The organism is Janibacter massiliensis (assembly GCF_900289115.1).
Classification (GTDB): domain Bacteria; phylum Actinomycetota; class Actinomycetes; order Actinomycetales; family Dermatophilaceae; genus Janibacter_A; species Janibacter_A massiliensis.
In genome coordinates this window covers 645,582-664,282 of sequence record NZ_LT985196.1, presented here as the reverse complement: position 1 = coordinate 664,282, position 18,701 = coordinate 645,582, and the positions used below count along the sequence as shown (strand labels likewise).

Sequence of the window (18,701 nt, the reverse complement as noted above, 5' to 3'; positions counted from 1 at the left end):
GTCCGAGGCGCGTTCACAGTGCGGCCTCCATGACCTTCTTGCTGATGGGACCGGCCACCGTGCCGCCGTACGCCTCGCTGCCGGCGTTGCCGCCGGACTCGACGACGACGGCGACCGCGACCTTCGGGTCCTCCGCCGGCGCGTAGCCGATGAACCACGCGTGCGGCGGCTTGCCGGGGGCGTGCTGGGCGGTGCCCGTCTTCCCCGCGACGCTCACGCCCGGGATGCCCGCCGGCCCGCCCGTGCCGGAGCGGACGACGGCGGTCATCATCTCGCCGAGCTGGCTCGCGGCCCCCTCGTCCATCGCGCGGCCGAGCTCGTCCGGCTTCGTCTCGTCGATGACCGACAGGTCCGACCCGCGCACCGAGCGGACGAGGTAGGGCTTCATCACCGTGCCCTTGTTGCCGACGGCGGCGGCGACCATCGCCATCTCCAGCGGCGTGGCAGCGACGTCCTGCTGCCCGATCGCGCTCTTGGCCAGCCCGGGCGGGTCGACCTCGTCGGGGAACCTCGACGGGGCGACGGCCATCGGGATCGACATCTCCTGGCCGAAGCCGAACGCGCCCGCGGTGTCGCGCAGGCCGTCGGCGCCGATCTTCATCCCGAGCCAGCCGTACGCGGTGTTGCACGACTGCTCCAGCGCCGCCAGGAGGGAGACCGTCCCCGACGGGCCGCACGGGCCGGGGTGGCTGTTGGCGATCGTCGAGGTCGTCTGCGGGAGCTTGAGGACGGCCGGCCCGGGGATCTGGGAGTCCTTCGAGTACGTCCCGCCCTCGAGGGCGGCGGCGCTCGTGACGACCTTGAACGTCGAGCCCGGCGGGTACGTCCGGGAGATCGCCCGGTTGAGCATCGGCTGGTCCGCGTCGGTCGTCAGCCGCTCCCACGCGTCCTGCGCGCTGCTCAGGTCGTGCGTGGACAGCGTGTTCGGGTCGTACGTCGGGTTCGAGTACATCGCGAGGATGGCGCCGGTCTTCGGGTCCAGCGCGACGACCGCGCCCTTCTGGTTGCCCAGGCCCTCGCGGGCGGCCTGCTGCATCTTCGGGCGGATCGTCAGCGACAGGCTCGCGCCCCGGTTCCGCTTCCCCGTGAGGGCATCGGTGACCCGCCCGTAGAAGAGCTGGTCGGCCTTCCCGGACAGCAGCGGGTCCGCCGCGCTCTCCAGGCCCGCCCCGTTGCCGTAGACGAAGGAGTTGTACCCGGTGACGGTCGCGTAGAGCTCGGGCTCGGTGTACACCCGCTTCCACCTGATCTCGTCCTTGGTGGGCACCGACCGGACGACGACCTTGCCGCCGACGAGGATCTTCCCGCGCTCCTTGTTGTACGAGGCGAGGATCGTCCGCCGGTTGTTCGGCTTCTCGTTGATCGCGCGGGCGTCGATCGCCGAGGTCCACGACGTCGCCCCGAGCAGCAGGGCGAACAGGAGCGAGGCGACGATGGCGACGTGCCGGATCGGGGGGTTCACGAGACGACCTCCGTCGGGTGGTCGGAGCGCACGGCCGGGATCGATCCAGGAGTCGGGGTGTCCTCGTCGACCTGCGGCAGCGGCCGGCGCGCATGGTCGGAGATGCGGAGCATGATCGCCGCGAGCGTCCAGTTCGTCAGGAGCGAGGACCCGCCGTAGGCCATGAACGGGAGGGTGAGGCCGGTCATCGGGATGACCCGGGTGACGCCGCCGACGGTGACGAAGACCTGCAGCGCGACGATGAACGCCAGACCCGCCGCGAGGAGCTTGCCGAAGCCGTCGCGCAGCCCGATCGCCGTGCGCATGCCGCGCTCGACGAGCAGGGCGTACAGGCAGAGGATCGCGAAGAGGCCGACGAGCCCGAGCTCCTCCCCGAGGGCGGGGAAGATCATGTCCGAGAACGGCAGGTAGTTGATGTCCGGGCGACCGCGGCCCAGCCCGGTGCCCATCATCCCGCCCGCGGCCATGCCCATGAGGCCCTTGGCGACCTGGTCGGACTGACCCGGGTCGAAGGGGTCGAGCCAGAGGGCGACGCGCTGCTGGAGGTGGCCGAAGAGCTGGTAGGCGACGTACGCCCCGCCCGCGGCGAGGGTGAGCCCGAGGACGATCCAGCTCACCCGCTCGGTGGCGATGTAGAGCATCGCGACGAACAGGCCGAAGAGGAGCAGCGAGGTGCCCAGGTCGGTCTGGAGGACGAGGACGCCGACCGACATCACCCAGGCGACGAGGATCGGCCCGAGGTCGCGGCCGCGGGGGAAGGTGATCCCGAGGACCTTCCGGCCGGCGATGGACAGGACGTCACGGGTCTGGACGAGGTAGCCGGCGAAGAAGATCGCCAGGACGATCTTCGTCAGCTCGGCGGGCTGGAAGGTGAACGGCCCGATGCCGATCCAGATGCGCGAGCCGTTGATCTCCCGGCCGATGACCGGCAGCAGCGGGAGCAGGAGCAGGCCGATGGCGGCCAGCCCGGCGGTGTACGTGTACCGGCGCAGCAGGCGGTGGTCGCGCAGGAGGACGAGGACGCCGATGGCGATGGCGACCCCGAGCGCGGAGAACCACAGCTGCTTGAGCGCCAGCCCGCTGATGACCTCGCGCCCGGCGGCGATGTCGAGCCGGTGGATCATGACGACGCCGAGCCCGTTGAGGAGGGTGACGATCGGGAGGATGAGCGGGTCGGCGTAGGAGGCCTTCCAGCGCAGCACGAGGTGGAAGGCGAGGGCGATCGCCAGGAGGATGCCGCCGTGGGTGAGCAGGTCCGCCGGGACGCTGCCGTGGGTGGCGAGCTCGACGTTGACGTACGCGAGGACGACGATCCCGACGGCGACGAGGAGGAGGACGAGCTCGGCCGTCCGCCCGCGCTTGGGGACGACGGAGGTGACGGCGGTCATCGGCTGCCCCCCAAGGGCTCGGCGCCGGAGGTCTTGGTACCCGACGTCTTCGTGCCGGACGTCGTGGAGGTCGACGTCGACGTGGGGCCCTCGACGCCGCACTCGTCGCCGTCGGCGCGGGCCTGCCGGCACTCGGCCGCGGTCCGCTCGAGCTGCTCGACGCGGGTGCGGGCCTGCTCGAGATCGACGACCTTCACGGTGTCCCTGATGCCCTCACGGTCGAACTCGGGCAGGTCGGCGAGGCGCACGTCGGTCTGCTCGATCGGGTCGGACAGGCTGACGGGCCCCAGGTCCATCGAGACGCCGCGGTAGACGGTGACGACCCCGTCCTGCTCGCCGAGGTAGTACTGGTCCTGGGTCCAGGAGTAGGCGGCCCATGTCGCGCCCGCAGCGAGGAGCAGGACCGTGAGGACCGCGGCGAGCGTCGTGAGGAGGCGGCCGCGGGAGGAGTGCTCCTCGACGTCGGCGTCCTCCTCGAGCGGGACGGGCCGGAGCGCGGCGGCCTTCTGCGCAGGGGTGGGGGCGGCGGACTGCTGGGTGCCGCTGCGGCGCAGGCTCGCGGCGCCGACGACCTGGGGCTGGGTGGAGGGGCCCTGGGCGGGGTCGACGACGTCGGCGACGACGACGGTCACGTTGTCCGGGGCGCCGGCGCGCAGGGCGAGGGCGACGAGGCGGTCGGCGGCCTGACCGGGGTCGTCCGTCCCGCTCAGGACCTCCTCGATCGTGTCGTGCGCGACGAAGCCGCACAGGCCGTCGGAGCAGAGCATGTACCGGTCGCCGCGGCGGGCCTCGCGAATGCCGAGGTCGGGCTCGTCGCCCGGCTGGCCGGTGAGGACGCGGGTGACGACCGAGCGCTGCGGGTGGGTCGAGGCCTCGTCCTCGGTGATCCGGCCCTCGTCGACGAGGGTCTGGACGAGGGAGTGGTCCTTCGTGATCTGCTCGAAGCGTCCCTCGCGCAGGAGGTAGGCGCGCGAGTCGCCGATGTGGGCGAGGACGAGCTTGTTGCGCGCTCGCAGCAGGGCGGTGACGGTCGTGCCCATGCCGAGCAGCTCGGGCTCGCCGTCGACGATCCGCCCGATCCGCGCGTTGGCCTCGTGGATGACGCGGTCGAGGGCGTCGCTCGCCTCGCCGCTGGTGAGGGAGTCACCGTCGATGGCCGCCATTGCGGCGATCGCGGTCGAGCTCGCGAGGTCACCGCCGGCGTGGCCGCCCATCCCGTCGGCGACGACGAGCAGGTGGGGGCCGGCGTATCCGGAGTCCTGGTTGTCGGAGCGGACGAGACCGACGTCTGACCGTGCGGCGTAGCGGAAGGTCGTCGGCACGGTCACCTGCGCAGCTCGATGACGGTGCGGCCGATGCGGATCGACCCCCCGGGCGAGATCGGCGTCGGCTCGGTGATCGGGCGGTTGCCGACGAAGGTGCCGTTCGTCGATCCGAGGTCCTCGACGACCCAGCCCGAGCCGTCGTGGAAGACGCGGCAGTGGCGGCCGGAGGCGTAGTCGTCGTCGAGGACGAGCGCGCACTCGGGGTTGCGGCCGATGAGGGTGCCGCCGGGCTTCAGGCGCAGGGAGGTGCCCGCGAGGCCGCCAGCGGTGACGACGAGCGCGGCGGACTCGTTCTGGGTGCGCACGGGTCGCGGCAGGCGGCGCTTGGCGGGCTTGACCTTCGCGTCGCCGCGGTCCTTGGCGGTGCGGGCGACGACGCGGGTGCCGTACAGGTCGCCGCGCAGGATCGTCGCGAGGGAGAAGACGAAGAACCACAGCAGGGCGAGCAGCGCCAGCCGCATGACGAGCAGGGTGAGTTCACTCATGGGGGGTCCTCGCCCTCTTCGGGGGGCGACTCACCGGCGGCCGGCGCGGAAGGTCATCCGCGTCTTGCCGATGGTGATGGTGTCGCCGTCGTGGACGTGCTGGGAGGGGATCCGGTCGCCGTTGACGAAGGTCCCGTTGGTCGAGCCGAGGTCGCGGAGGGTGAACACGGAGCGGGGGCCGTCGGTCGTCGTGCGGATCTCGCAGTGCCGGCGGGAGATGGAGCCGTCGTCGAGGATGATGTCGGCGCTCTCGTCGCGCCCGAGGACGACGGTCGGGCCGAGCAGGGGGTAGCGGTCGCCGTCGATCTCGAGCCACGGGCGGTCCTTGGCGGACATGATCGGTGCCGGCTCGTCGTACGCGTCGTCCTCGTAGCGCTCGCCGTGGTCCTCGGCGTACGGGTCGTTGGGATCGTCCGCGGAGGCCTCGGGTTGCTCGTCCCAGATGCCCGCGAAGGCGTCGTCGTTGCCGGGCTCGTCCTCGACGTCGGCGTGGTGGCGGGCCGGCGGGTTCTTGTCCGTCGAGGGGCGCACCCGGAACACGCCGGTCTCGAGCTCCTCCTCGCACGTGAGGTCGATCCGCAGCGGCCCGGGGATCTGGTAGGCCTGCGTCTCGGCGTGCTCCTGGGCGGAGGCGGCGACCTCGCGCTCGATGTCGTCCTCGTACCCGACGAGCTTGTCGTAGTCGGTCGGGGACAGCTCGACGGAGAAGTAGTTGGGGACGATCGTGCGGCCGCGGCCCAGCCGGGCGGCCCGGTCGTCCATCGCGCGGCGGACCGCAGAGGCGATCTCCACCGGCTCGACGCCGGAGCGGAACGCCTTGGCGAACGCGCCGTTGACGGCACGCTCGAGGCGGCCCTCGAACTTGTCGAACATGCCCATGCTGATCCTCCCTCGCGGTCTCGTGATCGGACACGTGCGCCGGGAACGATACCGAAGGGGGGTGGACGGACTCTGGGAACGAGATGGCCCGCCGGTCGCCGGGGTGAACGGTCAGACCTTGCGGGGCCACCAGAAGCGTTCGCCCATGAGCCATGCGATGGCGGGGACGAGGACGGTGCGCACGAGCAGGGTGTCGAGGAGGACACCGACGCAGATGACGGTGCCGAGCTGAGCGAGGACGACCAGGGGCAGGACACCGAGGACGGCGAACACGGCGGCGAGCAGGATGCCCGCGCTCGTGATCACCCCGCCGGTCGCGGACAGGGCGCGGAGCATGCCCTCGCGGTGGCCGTGGCTGCGGGACTCCTCGAGCGCCCGGGTGACGAGGAAGATGTTGTAGTCGACGCCCAGCGCGACGAGGAAGAGGAACGCGAGCAGCGGGACGCTGTCGACGATCCCCGAGAACCCGAAGACGTGGGCGAAGATCCACCAGCTCACGCCGAGGGCGGCGAGGTACGTCGCGACGACGGTGGCCACGAGGATCAGCGGGGCGGCGAGGGAGCGCAGGAGCAGGACGAGCGCCCCGAGGACGAGGGCGAGGATCAGGGGGAGGACGACGAGCCGGTCGCGCTGCGTGCCGTCGCCGGTGTCGAGGTCCTCCGCGGTGCTCCCCCCGACGTGGCTGCCCGGGTGGTCGGTGAGGGTCTCCCGCAGCCGGGTGACCGTCTCGGCCGCAGCCGGGGACGCCGGGTCGGCGTCGAGGACGACCTGGAGCTCGGTCACGCCGCCGCCGGTGGCCACGGGGGTGACGGACGCGACGCCGTCGACGTCCTTGACCGCGGCGGTCACCTCGCGCGCGTCGGCGGTCGTGACGATCGAGGCGGGGTCGGAGGCGCCGGCGGGGAAGTGCTCGGCGAGCCGGTCGGCGGCGACGAGGGCCTCGGGGCGGGCGAGGAACTGCTCGCTGCGGGGCAGGCCGAGCTTCGACCAGCCGAGGCCGGCGGCGAGGAGGACCAGCAGGAGCGTCGTCGCGGCGGCGAAGGCGCCGGGGCGGCCGCGGACGGCGGTGCCGACGCGGTGCCACAGCGATCGTCGGGTGTCGGCTCCCGGCTCGCCGTCGTGGGGGACACGGGGCCAGAAGATCCACCGGCCGAACAGGGAGAGCACGGCCGGCAGGACGATCAGGGCGAACACGGCCGCGACGACGATGCCGACGGCGCACGCGAGCCCGAGCCCGCGGGTCGTGGGGAAGACCGACAGCAAGAGGGTGAGGACGCCGACGACGACGGTCGTGGCGCTCGCGACGACGGCGTGCGCGGTGGCGCGGGTGGCCGTGGCGAGGGCGGCGCGGCGGCCGTCACCGGTCTCGGGGGCGTGGCGCAGCTCGTCGCGGTAGCGGGAGATGAGCAGGAGGGCGTAGTCCGTGCCGGCGCCGAAGACGAGGACGGAGAGGATGCCGGTCGTCGACTCGTCCCAGGGGATGCCGGTGGCGTCGAGGGTGTGGGTGGCCAGGACGGTGGCGAGCCGGTCGGCGACGCCGATGACGAGCAGGGGGATGACCCAGAGCACCGGGCTGCGGTAGGTGACGATGAGCAGGAACGCGACGACGAGGGCGGTCGCCAGGAGCAGACGGGTGTTCGCCCCGTCGAAGACCTTGGCGAGGTCGGTCTGGATACCGGCGGGGCCGGTGACCTCGGCGCGGATGCCGTCGGGGGTGCTCGTGGCGAGGTCGGCGCGGAGGGCCTCGACCTTCTCCTTCGTCTCCGACGCGTCCGCGGTGTCGATCGGGACGATGCCGATGGCCGCCTGGCCGTCCTCGCTGGGGATGACGGCCGGGGCGCCGCGCGTGGCGCCCTCCGGCAGGTACGGGGTGACGGCCTTGGCGAGCCCACCGAGGGTGGCTCGGTCGAGGCGTGAGCCGTCCTCGGTGGTGAACAGGACGATCGCGGTGGAGGAGTCCTTGTCGGGCAGGCGGTCGCGCAGCTGAGCGGCCTGCGCCGAGTCGGACCCTGCGGCGAGCTGCTCGACCGGGGTGGTCGTGTGCTCGGCCTCGCCCAGGCCGGCGATGAGGCCGACCCCGAGCAGGAGGCCGACGAGGGCGACGAGCCACCCCGTGCGGGCGGCGGTGATGAGGCGAGCCAAGGGTGCGGGCACGGTCGTAGACTCCTCGTATTCGCTCATTTTCTTACTCAAAAGGTGATTAAGTTCGTGAATGAATCTACGCAGGACGGTGTCCGCGTGTCCACTCGGGATGCAGGGTGAACCCTCCCGCGTCCGAGAGCCTCGCGGTGCTGCAGCGACTGACCCAGGTCGCGGCGTCGGTTAGACCTGCCGTGGCGAAGAAGGCCGGGTTGGGGCTGCACGAGCTGCGGGTGCTCGAGCTCATCTACGAGGAGCCGCGGACGCCGGGGGAACTGGCGAAGGAGCTCACGGTGACGTCGGCGGCCGTGTCGGGGATCGTCGACCGGCTTGCCGCGCGCGGGCACGTCGACCGACAGCCGCACCCGACGGACGGCCGGCGGACGGAGATCCACATCAGCGAGACGGGCAAGGCCGAGGTTGTCGCCCTGCTCCGACCGATGTTCGAGCGCCTCCGGACGATCGACGCCGAGCTGTCCGATGACGAGCGGGAGGTCGTTCTTCGGTACATGCGCTCGGCGACGGAGGCCTTCCGCCAGGTGCTCTGAGCCGCGGCTGTCATACGCAACCAATATCGTGTCGGAGACACCAAGGAGGGGCTCGATGACCGATTCTGCTCAGACTGTCGTCCCGGTGTGGACGCTCACCACGGGCGAACCCGCCCTGCCGCACCTCGGGGCGTGGGATGAGATGACACCGGCACGTCTGGACGAGATGCGGCTCGCCCTCGCCGCACTTGCGGAGACGCCGGTCGTCACCCTCGAGGCGCATCCAGTTCCGAAGGGGGTGGAAAGACCCGATGGAGTCCCGTTGGACGCGCTCAGCCCGCTCGCCCGAGAGTTGGGGGCGCTCGTGAGCAAGACCGCCACTGCGATGCCTTCGGCGGTCGCCGAGCAGGGCGAGGTGCTGTATCGGATGGTCGTTCCGGCAAAGGTTGCGGCGCAGGTCGGCCAAGGGTTGGTCAAGCCGATGAAGGCAGCGTCCGGCGGAATCTACAGCGGTCTGCTCGGCGCGAAGGGGGTTACGGCGAACGCGCGGTTCGTCCCCGTGGGCACGAGCGGGGCTGCGTTCGCTGGTGGTGCGGCGGCTGCGGGAGGGTCCGCTGCAATGCTGACGGTGGCTGCCCCGTTGGTCCTCGCACTTGTTGCCGCGGGTGTGACTGCGTACGCCGAGCGACAGCGCGACGAGGCGATCAAGCGGGTGACCGAGCTGCTCGAGAAGATTGATGAACGCGATCTCGATCGGGAGCGGAGCGAGCTCGAAGGGTGTTTGGACTCGATCGACAAGGCGACCGCTGTGCTCCTCGATGAGGGCCGGGTCGGGATCTCCCTAGGCTTGGACTCTGCAGCCCACGAAATCGGCACCGCCATTCGAGCGGCACGGCGCCGTGTCGGCAAGTGGGAGACGAGCCTTGGTCGCGTGCGGGACAAGGCCGTCGAGGTCGAGCGCCTCGAGGACGAATTCCCGGGACTCCTGAGCGGTCAGTCGGGCGAGTTTTACGCCCATCTCGAGCTGGCGGCGTTGGCGATCGCTCTCAAGCGAAGGGTGATCGTCTTGCAGGCGGTGGAGCACAGCCAGCTGGACGCGTCGAACCAGTTCGAGAACTTCATGCGCAGCTTGCGCAACGACCAGCAGAGCGTGGACGAGCTCGAACGGCGCATCGCCGCCGTTCTCCGAGGTCTGTCCGAGCTCCGGCTCCGGCCTCCGCAGGGCTTCCTCGACCGGATGATGATGCGAGGGGAGGTCGATGAGCTGCTGGAGTTCGCCTACGCCCTTCGGTTGGTGGGAGACCGAGTGACCGAGAGGAGCTCTGGCGACCTGACGATCGAGGTCCTCAAGGACCGGGATGGGAGCCTCTTGGTCCTGCCTGCGGTCGCGCGGTAGAGGGTCTGTCGAGCCAGCCACACAAGCTCGGGGGGCCTCGTTTGTGCCGGGAGGCTCCCATGCCGCACAATGGTCCGGCTCACGCGAGAGTGGCGGAACGGCAGACGCGCTGTCTTCAGGTGGCAGTGTCCTTACGGGCGTGGGGGTTCAAATCCCCCCTCTCGCACGCAGGGTGTTCACGAAGCTCCGGTCAGACGTCGGTCTGGCCGGAGTTTCGTCGTTGTGGGGGCGGGTCGCCGGTACGGCCCCGGTTCCACCGGAGCCTGCGGCGCAGCCCGCCTCAGTCCTCGCCGCCCACACCCGCGAGCTGGATCTTCTGGTCGTCGAGGGCACGCTGCGCGCGGGCGATCATCTCCGAGCAGTACGCGCCCCGCCACCGCTCGGCGGCCAACGCCTGCGCCTCGGCGGCCAGCTGGGCCTCCAGGACCCGCCTGAACTGGGCGGCGAGCTCCGCGCTCCGGAGCTCGCCGAGCACCTCCGCCCTCCGGGCTCGCTCCCGCAGCCGCGCCTCGAACCCTTCGGCGACCACGGGATCGATCTCCTCCACCTCGAGCTGCTCCTCGATCGCCTCCCGTGCCGCCTCGCTCATCCGGCCCAGGAGCTCGGCGTACTCCCGGCGCTCGGTGTCGTCCGGATCGGCGGTCGGGCGCAGCCGCCGGACGAGAACGGGCAGGAGCAGACCCTGCGGCAGCAGCGTGGCCAGCGCCACGACGAAGGAGACGAGGACGAGGGTCGCGTACAGCGGGTGATCGCGAGGGAGAGTCTGGGCCGCCGCGATCGTCACCACGCCCCGCATGCCGGCCGTCGACAGGATGATGCTGTCCCGCCATCCGAGCCGCTGCTCCCGCTCCGCGGCCACGTCGTGGCGGTAGGCCTCGAGCCGGAGCCAGCCACGGTCGAGCCGCCGCCGCAGCCGCACGTCATCCTCCTCCGGCTCGACACCCTTGAGGCGTTCGGCCATCGAGTCGCGCCGTTCCGCCATGCGTCGGGCGCGTCGGCGCACGAGCGCGAGGGTGAAGGGGAGGTAGGCGAAACGCACGGCGACCAAGATGGCCGCGACCGCGAGGCCCGCCCCGATCGAGTGCTCGAGGGAGCCCTGCCGAGCGACCTCCCGGACGGCCGGGGGCAGGAGGTAGCCCATGAGGAGGAAGACCCCGTTCTCGACGACCATCGAGAAGGTGGCCCAGTTCGCCTCCTCCGCCCGCCGGCGTGCTGCCGGGACACGGCCGGGTGCCCGGTTGCCGAGGGTCAGGCCGGCCGCGACGACTGCGACGATGCCGGACGCGTGCACCTCCTCGGCCAGGAGGAACGCGACGAAGGGGACGACGAGGGCAATGGCGACGTCGAGGACGAGCGCGGTCGCGTCGTTGACCAGGCCCGAGCGCCGCGTGGACGACGAGGCCCGCCGCGGCCGCCGAGAGCGCGACGAGAACGACCGCGAGCGAGGTGATGACCCGCAGGTTGCGCCGGAAGTCGACGAAGGGCATCTGGAGGGCTGCCGCGTAGAGCAGCGGGGGGAGGACGACGCCGAGGATGACGTGGGGGTTGACCTGGATGAGCGGCGTCGACGGGATGGCTGACGGCGCGGCGCCGACGACGACGAGCGGGAGGGGCGCCGCGACGCCCAACCGGGCGGAGAAGTTGGTCGCGCGGGCGGTGGAGGAGGATCAGCGTGCGCCGGTGCGAGCGCAGGTGATGCAGTCCGACGCCTCGGGTCGGGCCTCGAGGCGGCCCCGCGCGATCGGCTGGCCGCAGCGCACGCACGTGCCGTAGGTGCCGGCCTCGAGCCGGGCGAGCGCCTGGTCGATCGCCTCGATCTGCCGGTGGGAGGCCGTCGCGAGGGCCGAGACCTGCTCGCGGGAGACGGCGATCGTCGCGCCTTCGGGGTCGTGCTCATCGTCGAGGTTGCTGCCCTCGGCCGCCGCGACGATGTCGGCGAAGGACGCGTCCAGCTCCCCGATCCCCGCGACCACCTCGGCCCGGCGCACACGCAGGACACTCCGGGTGCGGTCGGCGTCGATGCCCCTGGCGCCGGGGGCATGAAGGTCACGGTCGGGCCCGGTCATCGTCCGACGGTAAGCCGGGGCGGTTCACCGAGCGCGATGGGGCGCCGCATCCGACCTCGGCCTCGCACAGCGGTCAGCAGTCGAGCCGAGCGCATGCGGCGGCGAACGACGGAACCCCGCAGCGGCTGAGGCGATCGAGCAGATCAGACAAGGTGAGACGGGGTCGGTGCGACGCCGCTACCTGATGCCCCAAGGCCTGCGCGACGTGGCGCGGGTGGAGGTCCAGCTCGTTGAGGAGGAACTCATCGGGGTGAACCGCCGTCAGGTCGAAGGGAGCGGTGGACTCGGCCGGGAAGTCAGCAAGGTTGAAGGTCACGATGACTTCTGCGCCTGCTCGGACGGCGGCGGCGAGCACGTGGCGGTCCTTGGGGTGGTTCGTCATGGCATCGATCAGCGACTCGTAGCCAACGACCTCGGCCTCAGGGAAGGCGGTCCGCATCGCGTCGACGCGGCGTGCCGCAGCGGCGTCCCCGACACGCGAGGCGAGGTTGCGCGACAGCTCGTCGAGGACGTGCGAGGACCACAAGGGTCGGAACGCGTCGTTCTCGGCGAGGCGGAGGAAGAGGTCGCCGAGGCTGATGCCGTACAAGGCGCACGTGTCGAAGTAGACCGGAAAGCTCATCGCCGGAGGGGTGGGGTGCCATCCGTGGCCTCGTACAGGCCGTCCTCGGCGCTCTGTGTCTGCATCGCGTCCAGAGCGGAACGGCGGTGCATCCGGCGGGCTGCCTGATATGCGACGAGGTCGTCGAGGCGCACGTAGCGATGGCGGCCGGGCTTCTCCATCGGGAGGTCACCTCGTTCGAGCATCCGAACGAGGGTCGGGCGCGACACCCCGAGGAACTCGGCAGCCTCCTGCGTCGTCAGGCGCGCGCTACGCGGAGCGACGGTGACACCCATACCGTCCACCAGCGCGTCCGCCACCTGGCGAAGTGCCTCGTAGATCGGTTGTGGGATCTCATGACGGCTTCCGTCCGCGCCGAGGAGGGCCGGCCGGGCCTCCGGGACACCGCGACCGCTCGCCTGGAGCGCGCGCACGAAGTCGACGATCTGCGCGTCATCGGCCTCGGTGACATAGGTGTGGGCCTCGGCCGCAGCGTTCCGGGTCATGGTCCCTCCGTCGGTGCGCCGCTCGGCGCGCGCCAGTCGAAACGAACAAAACGAAACGGTAGCAGGTCGGCCTGCCGTTGTCGGTGCGCGCTGGCAGGGTGTGGATCGTGGCCGCGAAGACCTTCCCCTCGAACCCGAGCTGGGCGAACCCGACCGAGCAGGCGGTGTGGCAGCGCCTGGTCGAGCAGGCACCCGATCACTGGACCGTCATCGCCAACCTCGTCATCTCCCCGCCGCCAGATCGGGTCGGCGATCGCGTCGAGGGCGAGGCCGACCGGGAGTACGAGGTGGATCTCCTCGTGCTCATGCCCGACCTCGGGGCCGTCGTGCTCGAGGTCAAGGGCGGCTCCGTCTTCGTCGACGATCGCGGCCGGTGGCGCCAGGGCATCGGGTCGAGCGAGCATGCGATCGACCCCGTCCGGCAGGTCATGAAGGCCAAGTACCAGACACGCGCCTACGTCGAGGAGGACCCGCGCTGGGGTCGCCCCCGGATGCGCTGGACGCACGCCGTCGCCTTCCCGGACACCTCCGTGCCCGCGAACTTCTCCATGACCGACTGCCCGCGCGAGCGGGTCCACGACCGCAACGACATGGACAACCTCGCCGGCCGCCTGGCGACCCTCGCCCGCCGCAGCGACTCCCGTTACCCGGCTCCGACCGAGGAGGACTGCGCGAAGATCGTCGAGATCCTGCACGGCCGCAACCTGCCGCTGCGGGACGTCGTCGCCGCTGCCGCCGCCCGGGAGGACGCGATCGAGCGGTTGACGATCGAGCAGATGATGATCCTGCGCGCCACGCGGCTCATCCCGCGCATGGAGATCCGCGGTGGCGCCGGCAGCGGGAAGACCGTCCTCGCCCTCGCCCAGGCGAAGGACCTCACGCGCGGCGCCGACGACCGGCCTGCGCAGCGGGTGGCGCTGCTGTGCTACTCGCTCGGTCTCGCCTCGATGTTCACCCGCCGGCTCAGCGGCGAGAAGCGGCAGCACCGTCCCGCCTTCGTCGGCAGCTTCGAGGAGTTCGCGCGCTATCTCGGGGTCGAACGGTTCGGCGGTCGCGAGGACGCCGACTTCTGGGAGACGGAGCTCCCGCAGCGGATGTCCGAGCTTGCGGCGCAGCTGCCCGAGGGGAAGAAGTTCGACGCCTTCGTCGTCGACGAGGGACAGGACTTCGCCGACTCGTGGTGGACCCCGATCCTCCGGTCGCTGCGCGACGAGGAGAACGGCGGCCTCTACGTCTACTCCGACGAGAATTAGCGGGTCTTCCCCCGCTTCGGTCGCCCGCCGGTGCAGCTCGTGCCGCTCGTGCTCGACCACAACCTGCGGAACACGAAGCAGATCGCCGACTCGTTCTCACCCCTGACCCCGATGCGGATGCATGCCCGTGGCGGGGACGGGCCGGACGTCCACTTCGTCCCCGCAGAGCCGGCACGGGCGATCGGCGTCGCTGACGAGGCCGTCGAGATCCTGCTCGAGGAGGGCTGGGACCCCGAGCACGTCGCGCTCATCACGACGGGCAAGCGCCATCCCGTGCAGGCCGAGCGGCAGGAGAACGACGGCCAGGACGGGTACTGGGCCTCGTTCTGGGACGGCGACGACGTCTTCTACGGCCACGTCCTCGGCTGCAAGGGCCTGGAGCGCAAGGCTGTCGTCCTCTGCATCAACGACACCAACCCCGAGCGGGCCAAGGAACGCCTCTACGTCGGGCTCTCCCGTGCGACGGACCGGCTCATCGTCGTCGGCGACCCCGCCTACATCCGCAACGTCGGCGGCGACGCCGTCGCGAGGAAGCTCGGCATCCCGGTCTGACCCGTCAGCCGTCGGCGGAGGTCTCCGCGTTCGGGGTGCCGACCTGCTTCGACTCGGGGGATCCCCGCTCCCGCAGGTAGATCGCGAAGACCGTCATCGACCCGACGGCGAGCAGCTCGCTCTGCCAGTTCTGCAGCGTCCGTCCCCAGAAGTCCGGCGACCCCAGGTAGGCCCACAGGCTCAACGGGTCGAGCTGGTCGCGCATCCGCTCCTCGTTGCTCGCGACCCGCCCGGCCACGGCCTGCGCGGACCACGACAGCAGGAAGATCGCCGTCATGACGATCATCAGCGAGTGGGAGAAGACGGTGCGACGCCAGCCGTCGGCCTTCGCCCACGCGGGGGAGTCCGGTTTCGCGTGCTCGCCGACGAGCTGCTCCTCGTCGCTCTCCCAACCCTCGTCGCCGGGCTTCTTCGACTTGCTCGACCCGCGCTGGACGAGCCAGATCGTCAGCAGGATGAACAGCGTGAACTGGAGGTACTCCGACTGCCAGTTCTCCGCGATGTCGACCGCGAACGAGCTCGAGGTGACGTACCGCCAGAACGAGATCTCCTGCAGCCCCGCCGTCCGCGCCGCGTCGTTGTAGCCGACGACCCCGAACAGTGCCTGCCCCAGCAGCGTGAGCAGGAGCATCGCGCCGAACGCGAGCGAGAGCCCGTTGTCCCTGACGAACGACCGCCGCGGGTCCGCGCCGCTCATCGCGCGAGCATCCCGACAGCGAAGCAGAACGCCAGACCCACGGCGATGAACAGCAGGTACGCCCAGAACATCGTCCTCATCGGCCCTCCACGGCGCACTCGTACGGCTCCTGCGGGTCGCTCGACGTCCGCTCGCACCCGGCGGCCGTCACGCGCCAGCCCTCGTCGAACAACGCGAGGAAGATCGTGTCCCCCGACATCCGCACCTGGGCGGAGTGCCCCGCGACCTCGGTCGCCTCGACGCGGCCGTCGGTCGGCAGGTCCTCGGCGCGGAGCGCGGCCGGGCACGTCTTCTCGGCCTGCGACTCCAGCTGCTGCCGCGTCACCGGCGCGAGCAGCGCGCACGCCGTGGCCGGGTCATCGGCCACCGCCTGCTCGAACTGCTGCGCGGCCTCGGTGGCGGCGCCGTCCTCAGGGCTGCCGCACGCCGACAGGCTCACGGCGACGAGCGCGAACCCGCAGGTCAGGGCGAGAGGACGGACCGTCACCCGCGAACCGTACCGCGACCGACCCAGCCCGTCCGGACGCCGGACGTCGCGCCATCCTGCGCGGTCGTGCTCACCGGCTGCCGTGCTTCGATCACCCGACGAGGCGCCTCAGCGCCACCCAGGCGATCGGCAGGTAGGGCGCGACGAGCAGTCGCGGGGCGTGGATGACGACCCGCGCCCGGCAGCCGTGCTCGACGGCCTCGAGGGTGTGGTCCAACCGCACCCGCAGCGGACCGACCCCGACGCGCCACGACCAGTCCGGCGCCGCGACCGCGAGGACGGTGAACGGCACCTGCACCCCGAGCACGGCACGGACGACGCCGCGCGCCCCGACCTCGAGCCGTTCCGGCGCGTAGCGGACGGACACGATCTGCGGCGCCCAGTCCGACCACCGGCGCGGGTCGGCGTACCGGGCCCACGCCTCGTCGACGGTCGCCGGTCCGGTCGCACTCACGCTGGCCACGCGCTCATCGTGCCCGACCGCCTGCACGTACCCCTCGCCCGCTCGGCTACCCGTCGGTAAGGTCACTGCCGTGCGGACCGACACGCGAGCCCGACGGACCACCCGGTGGGTCACCGAGCACGCCCTCCCCATGACGTACCTCCGGGTCGCGGCCCTCGGCGGCGACCTGCAGGCCCAGGTCGTCACGGCCTCGGCGGCCGGCGACCACGAGCGGCTCGAGGCCCTCCTCGCCCGCGCCCGCGACCACGGCGCCCTCGTCCCCGGCCGGTTCGCCGCGCTCGCGACCCGGCACGCGTCGGTCAAGGAGATCCTCACCTCGCCCGACGTCCGCGTCGGCTTCCCCGGCCCCGACGGCGGCACGGCCGAGCGGGTCGCCCGCTGGTCCGGCGCCGCGCACCTCCACCCGCTCAAGCCCCCGTCGCTGCTGGCCGTCGAGCCGCCGGACCACACGCGGTACCGCAAGCTCCTCACCCGCGTCTTCACCGTCCGCGCGGTCGAGGCGCTCCGCCCCCGGGTCGAGGGCATCGCCGCCGGTCTCCTCGACGAGCTCGAGGCCCGCGCCGCTGCCGACCCGGACGTCGTCGTCGACCTCGTCGAGGACTACTGCGCCCGCCTGCCGGTCATCGTCATCGCCGGGATCCTCGGCGTCCCGCCGGAGCAGCACGCGAAGGTCCTCCGGATGGGGTCGGCCGCCGCCCCGAGCCTCGACCTCGGCCTGCCGTGGCGGGAGTTCGCCGAGGTCGAGGACTCCCTCGCCGAGTTCGACGAGTGGATCGAGGGTCACCTGGCGCACCTGCGGGCCCACCCCGACGACACGCTCATGTCCCGGCTGCTGCGGGCGAGTGACGAGGAGGGGATCCTCGACCACACCGAGCTCAAGGGCACCGCCGGGCTCGTCCTCGCCGCCGGCTTCGAGACGACCGTCAACCTCCTCGGCAACAGCATCGCCCTGCTCCACGACCACCCGCAGCAGCAGGCCGCCCTCGACGCGGACCCGACCCTGTGGCCCAACGCCGTCGAGGAGGTCCTCCGGCTCGACCCGCCCGTGTACCTCACCGGCCGGACATCGACGAAGGACACGACGATCGCCGGCGTGCCGATCGCCGAGCGGACGATGCTCACCGCGATGATCGGCGCCGCCAACCTCGACCCCGACGTCTTCGACGATCCCGAGCGGTTCGACGTCGCGCGCCCGAACGCCCGGGAGCACCTGGCGTTCTCCGCCGGACGGCACCACTGCCTCGGCGCCGCGCTCGCCCGGCTCGAGGGCGAGGTCGGGCTCCGCGCCATCCACGAGCGCTTCCCCCGCCTGGCGCTCCTGCCCGGTCGCGTCCGCCGGACGACGCGTGTCCTGCGCGGTCACGAGCGCCTCCCCGCCCGGCTCGGCAGCCCGGCGCGCTGACGAGCGCATCAGCCCCCGGGGCGGGGCGTGACCGGGGTCACTTCCCGTAGGGTCGAGCCCATGGAGCATCGATACCTCGGCGACAGCGGCCTGAAGATCAGCGAGATCGCGTACGGCAACTGGCTCACCCACGGCAGCCAGGTCGAGAAGGACGCGGCCCACGCGTGCGTGCGCGCCGCCCTCGACGCCGGCATCTCGACCTTCGACACCGCCGACGTCTACGCGAACACCGCCGCCGAGTCCGTCCTCGGTGAGGCGCTCGAGGGTGAGCGGCGCGAGTCGCTCGAGATCTTCACGAAGGTCTACTGGCCCACCGGCCCGAAGGGGCACAACGACTGCGGCCTGTCCCGCAAGCACATCCGCGAGTCCATCGACGGCTCGCTGCGGCGCCTGCGCACCGACTACGTCGACCTCTACCAGGCCCACCGGTTCGACACCGAGACCCCGCTCGAGGAGACGATAGAGGCTTTCGCCGACGTCGTCCGGGCGGGCAAGGCGCTCTACATCGGCGTGAGCGAGTGGACCGCCGAGCAGATCCGCGACGGCCACGCGCTCGCGTGCGACCTCGGCATCCGGCTCGTCTCCTCGCAGCCGCAGTACTCGATGCTGTGGCGCGTCATCGAGGGCGAGGTCGTCCCGACGTGCGAGGAGCTCGGGCTGTCGCAGATCGTGTGGAGCCCGATCGCCCAGGGCGTCCTCACCGGCAAGTACCTCCCGGGTCAGCAGCCGGGGTCCGACACCCGCGCCGGGCACGACGAGGCCGGCCAGTCGATGAAGCACCTCATGACCGACGAGGTCCTCACCGCGGTGCAGGGACTGAAGCCGATCGCCGACGACCTCGGCCTGTCGATGGCGCAGCTGGCCGTCGCGTGGGTGCTCCAGAACGACAACGTCGCCGCGGCGATTATCGGCGCCTCCCGGCCCGAGCAGGTCGCGGAGAACGTCAAGGCCTCGGGCGTCCGGCTCGAGGCCGACGTCCTGCGCCGGATCGACGAGGCCCTGGGCGACGTCGTCGTCCGGGACCCGGCGATGACCGCCCGCAACGCCCCGACCGAGCGCCCCTGCTGAGCGGCGCCGCTCCCGCTCTGACGGCGTCGCCTCGGCGGGGTCCC

The 18,701-nt window shown here is 71.7% G+C and carries 19 protein-coding genes, 1 tRNA gene and 1 pseudogene; 7 read left to right on the top strand and 14 right to left on the bottom strand.

The window, feature by feature from the left end:
• Positions 1-13: 13 nt before the first annotated feature.
• The 6 genes from DAA34_RS03305 to DAA34_RS03280 all read right to left on the bottom strand — a co-directional run bounded on the left by DAA34_RS03305 (position 14) and on the right by DAA34_RS03280 (position 7,720).
• Entirely contained in the window at positions 14-1,462 is a 1,449-nt protein-coding gene (locus DAA34_RS03305; protein ID WP_106817602.1) for a peptidoglycan D,D-transpeptidase FtsI family protein, read from the bottom strand.
• Entirely contained in the window at positions 1,459-2,850 is a 1,392-nt protein-coding gene (locus DAA34_RS03300) for an FtsW/RodA/SpoVE family cell cycle protein (RefSeq protein WP_106819747.1), read from the bottom strand. Before DAA34_RS03300 ends, DAA34_RS03305 begins: the two co-directional genes overlap by 4 nt.
• Complete coding sequence (locus DAA34_RS03295; protein WP_234354088.1) at positions 2,847-4,178, bottom strand: PP2C family protein-serine/threonine phosphatase; 1,332 nt, start codon at positions 4,176-4,178, stop codon at positions 2,847-2,849. The genes DAA34_RS03300 and DAA34_RS03295 overlap by 4 nt, the downstream gene beginning before the upstream one ends.
• A complete protein-coding gene (locus DAA34_RS03290) occupies positions 4,175-4,660 on the bottom strand; it encodes an FHA domain-containing protein FhaB/FipA (RefSeq protein WP_106817601.1) in 486 nt (161 codons plus the stop codon). Before DAA34_RS03290 ends, DAA34_RS03295 begins: the two co-directional genes overlap by 4 nt.
• 30 nt (positions 4,661-4,690) lie before the next feature.
• Positions 4,691-5,539, bottom strand: a complete 849-nt coding sequence (locus DAA34_RS03285) for an FhaA domain-containing protein (protein WP_106817600.1) — start codon at positions 5,537-5,539, stop codon at positions 4,691-4,693.
• A gap of 111 nt (positions 5,540-5,650) precedes the next feature.
• On the bottom strand, positions 5,651-7,720 hold the full coding sequence (locus DAA34_RS03280) for an MMPL family transporter (protein WP_106817599.1): 2,070 nt from the start codon (positions 7,718-7,720) through the stop codon (positions 5,651-5,653).
• Positions 7,721-7,797: 77 nt separating this feature from the next.
• Between DAA34_RS03280 and DAA34_RS03275 the strand changes: the two genes are divergently transcribed.
• The 3 genes from DAA34_RS03275 to DAA34_RS03265 all read left to right on the top strand — a co-directional run bounded on the left by DAA34_RS03275 (position 7,798) and on the right by DAA34_RS03265 (position 9,728).
• On the top strand, positions 7,798-8,226 hold the full coding sequence (locus tag DAA34_RS03275; RefSeq protein ID WP_106817598.1) for a MarR family winged helix-turn-helix transcriptional regulator: 429 nt from the start codon (positions 7,798-7,800) through the stop codon (positions 8,224-8,226).
• Positions 8,227-8,281: 55 nt separating this feature from the next.
• A complete protein-coding gene (locus tag DAA34_RS03270; protein ID WP_106817597.1) occupies positions 8,282-9,562 on the top strand; it encodes a hypothetical protein in 1,281 nt (426 codons plus the stop codon).
• Between the two features lie 83 nt (positions 9,563-9,645).
• Positions 9,646-9,728, top strand: a tRNA-Leu gene (locus tag DAA34_RS03265).
• Positions 9,729-9,842: 114 nt separating this feature from the next.
• Here DAA34_RS03265 and DAA34_RS12245 read toward each other — a convergent pair.
• From DAA34_RS12245 to DAA34_RS03245, 5 genes and pseudogenes are all read right to left on the bottom strand, one after another.
• The gene (locus DAA34_RS12245; RefSeq protein ID WP_267894621.1) at positions 9,843-10,898 is read right to left on the bottom strand and encodes a cation:proton antiporter domain-containing protein; all 1,056 of its coding nucleotides are present in this window, start codon (positions 10,896-10,898) and stop codon (positions 9,843-9,845) included.
• Positions 10,899-11,004: 106 nt separating this feature from the next.
• Positions 11,005-11,190: pseudogene (locus DAA34_RS12710) on the bottom strand (cation:proton antiporter); the annotation flags it as partial.
• A 39-nt stretch (positions 11,191-11,229) separates the two neighbouring features.
• Complete coding sequence (locus DAA34_RS03255) at positions 11,230-11,628, bottom strand: TraR/DksA family transcriptional regulator (RefSeq protein ID WP_106817595.1); 399 nt, start codon at positions 11,626-11,628, stop codon at positions 11,230-11,232.
• 73 nt (positions 11,629-11,701) lie between these two features.
• Positions 11,702-12,250: a PIN domain-containing protein gene (locus tag DAA34_RS03250; RefSeq protein ID WP_106817594.1), complete on the bottom strand. Its 549-nt coding sequence runs from the start codon at positions 12,248-12,250 to the stop codon at positions 11,702-11,704.
• The gene (locus DAA34_RS03245; protein ID WP_106817593.1) at positions 12,247-12,735 is read right to left on the bottom strand and encodes a helix-turn-helix domain-containing protein; all 489 of its coding nucleotides are present in this window, start codon (positions 12,733-12,735) and stop codon (positions 12,247-12,249) included. Before DAA34_RS03245 ends, DAA34_RS03250 begins: the two co-directional genes overlap by 4 nt.
• Positions 12,736-12,842: 107 nt before the next feature.
• Between DAA34_RS03245 and DAA34_RS12405 the strand changes: the two genes are divergently transcribed.
• Positions 12,843-13,988, top strand: a complete 1,146-nt coding sequence (locus DAA34_RS12405) for an NERD domain-containing protein (RefSeq protein WP_234354085.1) — start codon at positions 12,843-12,845, stop codon at positions 13,986-13,988.
• A gap of 30 nt (positions 13,989-14,018) precedes the next feature.
• Positions 14,019-14,540 carry an ATP-binding domain-containing protein gene (locus tag DAA34_RS12400; protein ID WP_234354084.1) on the top strand — a complete coding sequence of 174 codons (522 nt, stop codon included), beginning with the start codon at positions 14,019-14,021 and terminating at the stop codon, positions 14,538-14,540.
• 4 nt (positions 14,541-14,544) lie between these two features.
• Here DAA34_RS12400 and DAA34_RS03235 read toward each other — a convergent pair whose 3' ends face one another.
• The 3 genes from DAA34_RS03235 to DAA34_RS03225 form a co-directional block, all read right to left on the bottom strand.
• Positions 14,545-15,237 carry a DUF6766 family protein gene (locus DAA34_RS03235; RefSeq protein WP_106817592.1) on the bottom strand — a complete coding sequence of 231 codons (693 nt, stop codon included), beginning with the start codon at positions 15,235-15,237 and terminating at the stop codon, positions 14,545-14,547.
• 76 nt (positions 15,238-15,313) lie between these two features.
• The gene (locus DAA34_RS03230; RefSeq protein WP_199847410.1) at positions 15,314-15,724 is read right to left on the bottom strand and encodes a hypothetical protein; all 411 of its coding nucleotides are present in this window, start codon (positions 15,722-15,724) and stop codon (positions 15,314-15,316) included.
• A gap of 91 nt (positions 15,725-15,815) precedes the next feature.
• Complete coding sequence (locus DAA34_RS03225; protein WP_158707580.1) at positions 15,816-16,187, bottom strand: SRPBCC family protein; 372 nt, start codon at positions 16,185-16,187, stop codon at positions 15,816-15,818.
• A 70-nt stretch (positions 16,188-16,257) separates the two neighbouring features.
• Between DAA34_RS03225 and DAA34_RS03220 the strand changes: the two genes are divergently transcribed.
• Together DAA34_RS03220 and DAA34_RS03215 are read left to right on the top strand one after the other, a co-directional pair.
• Positions 16,258-17,589 carry a cytochrome P450 gene (locus DAA34_RS03220; protein ID WP_199847409.1) on the top strand — a complete coding sequence of 444 codons (1,332 nt, stop codon included), beginning with the start codon at positions 16,258-16,260 and terminating at the stop codon, positions 17,587-17,589.
• 60 nt (positions 17,590-17,649) lie between these two features.
• Positions 17,650-18,657, top strand: a complete 1,008-nt coding sequence (locus tag DAA34_RS03215; protein ID WP_106817589.1) for an aldo/keto reductase family protein — start codon at positions 17,650-17,652, stop codon at positions 18,655-18,657.
• Positions 18,658-18,701 lie beyond the last annotated feature (44 nt).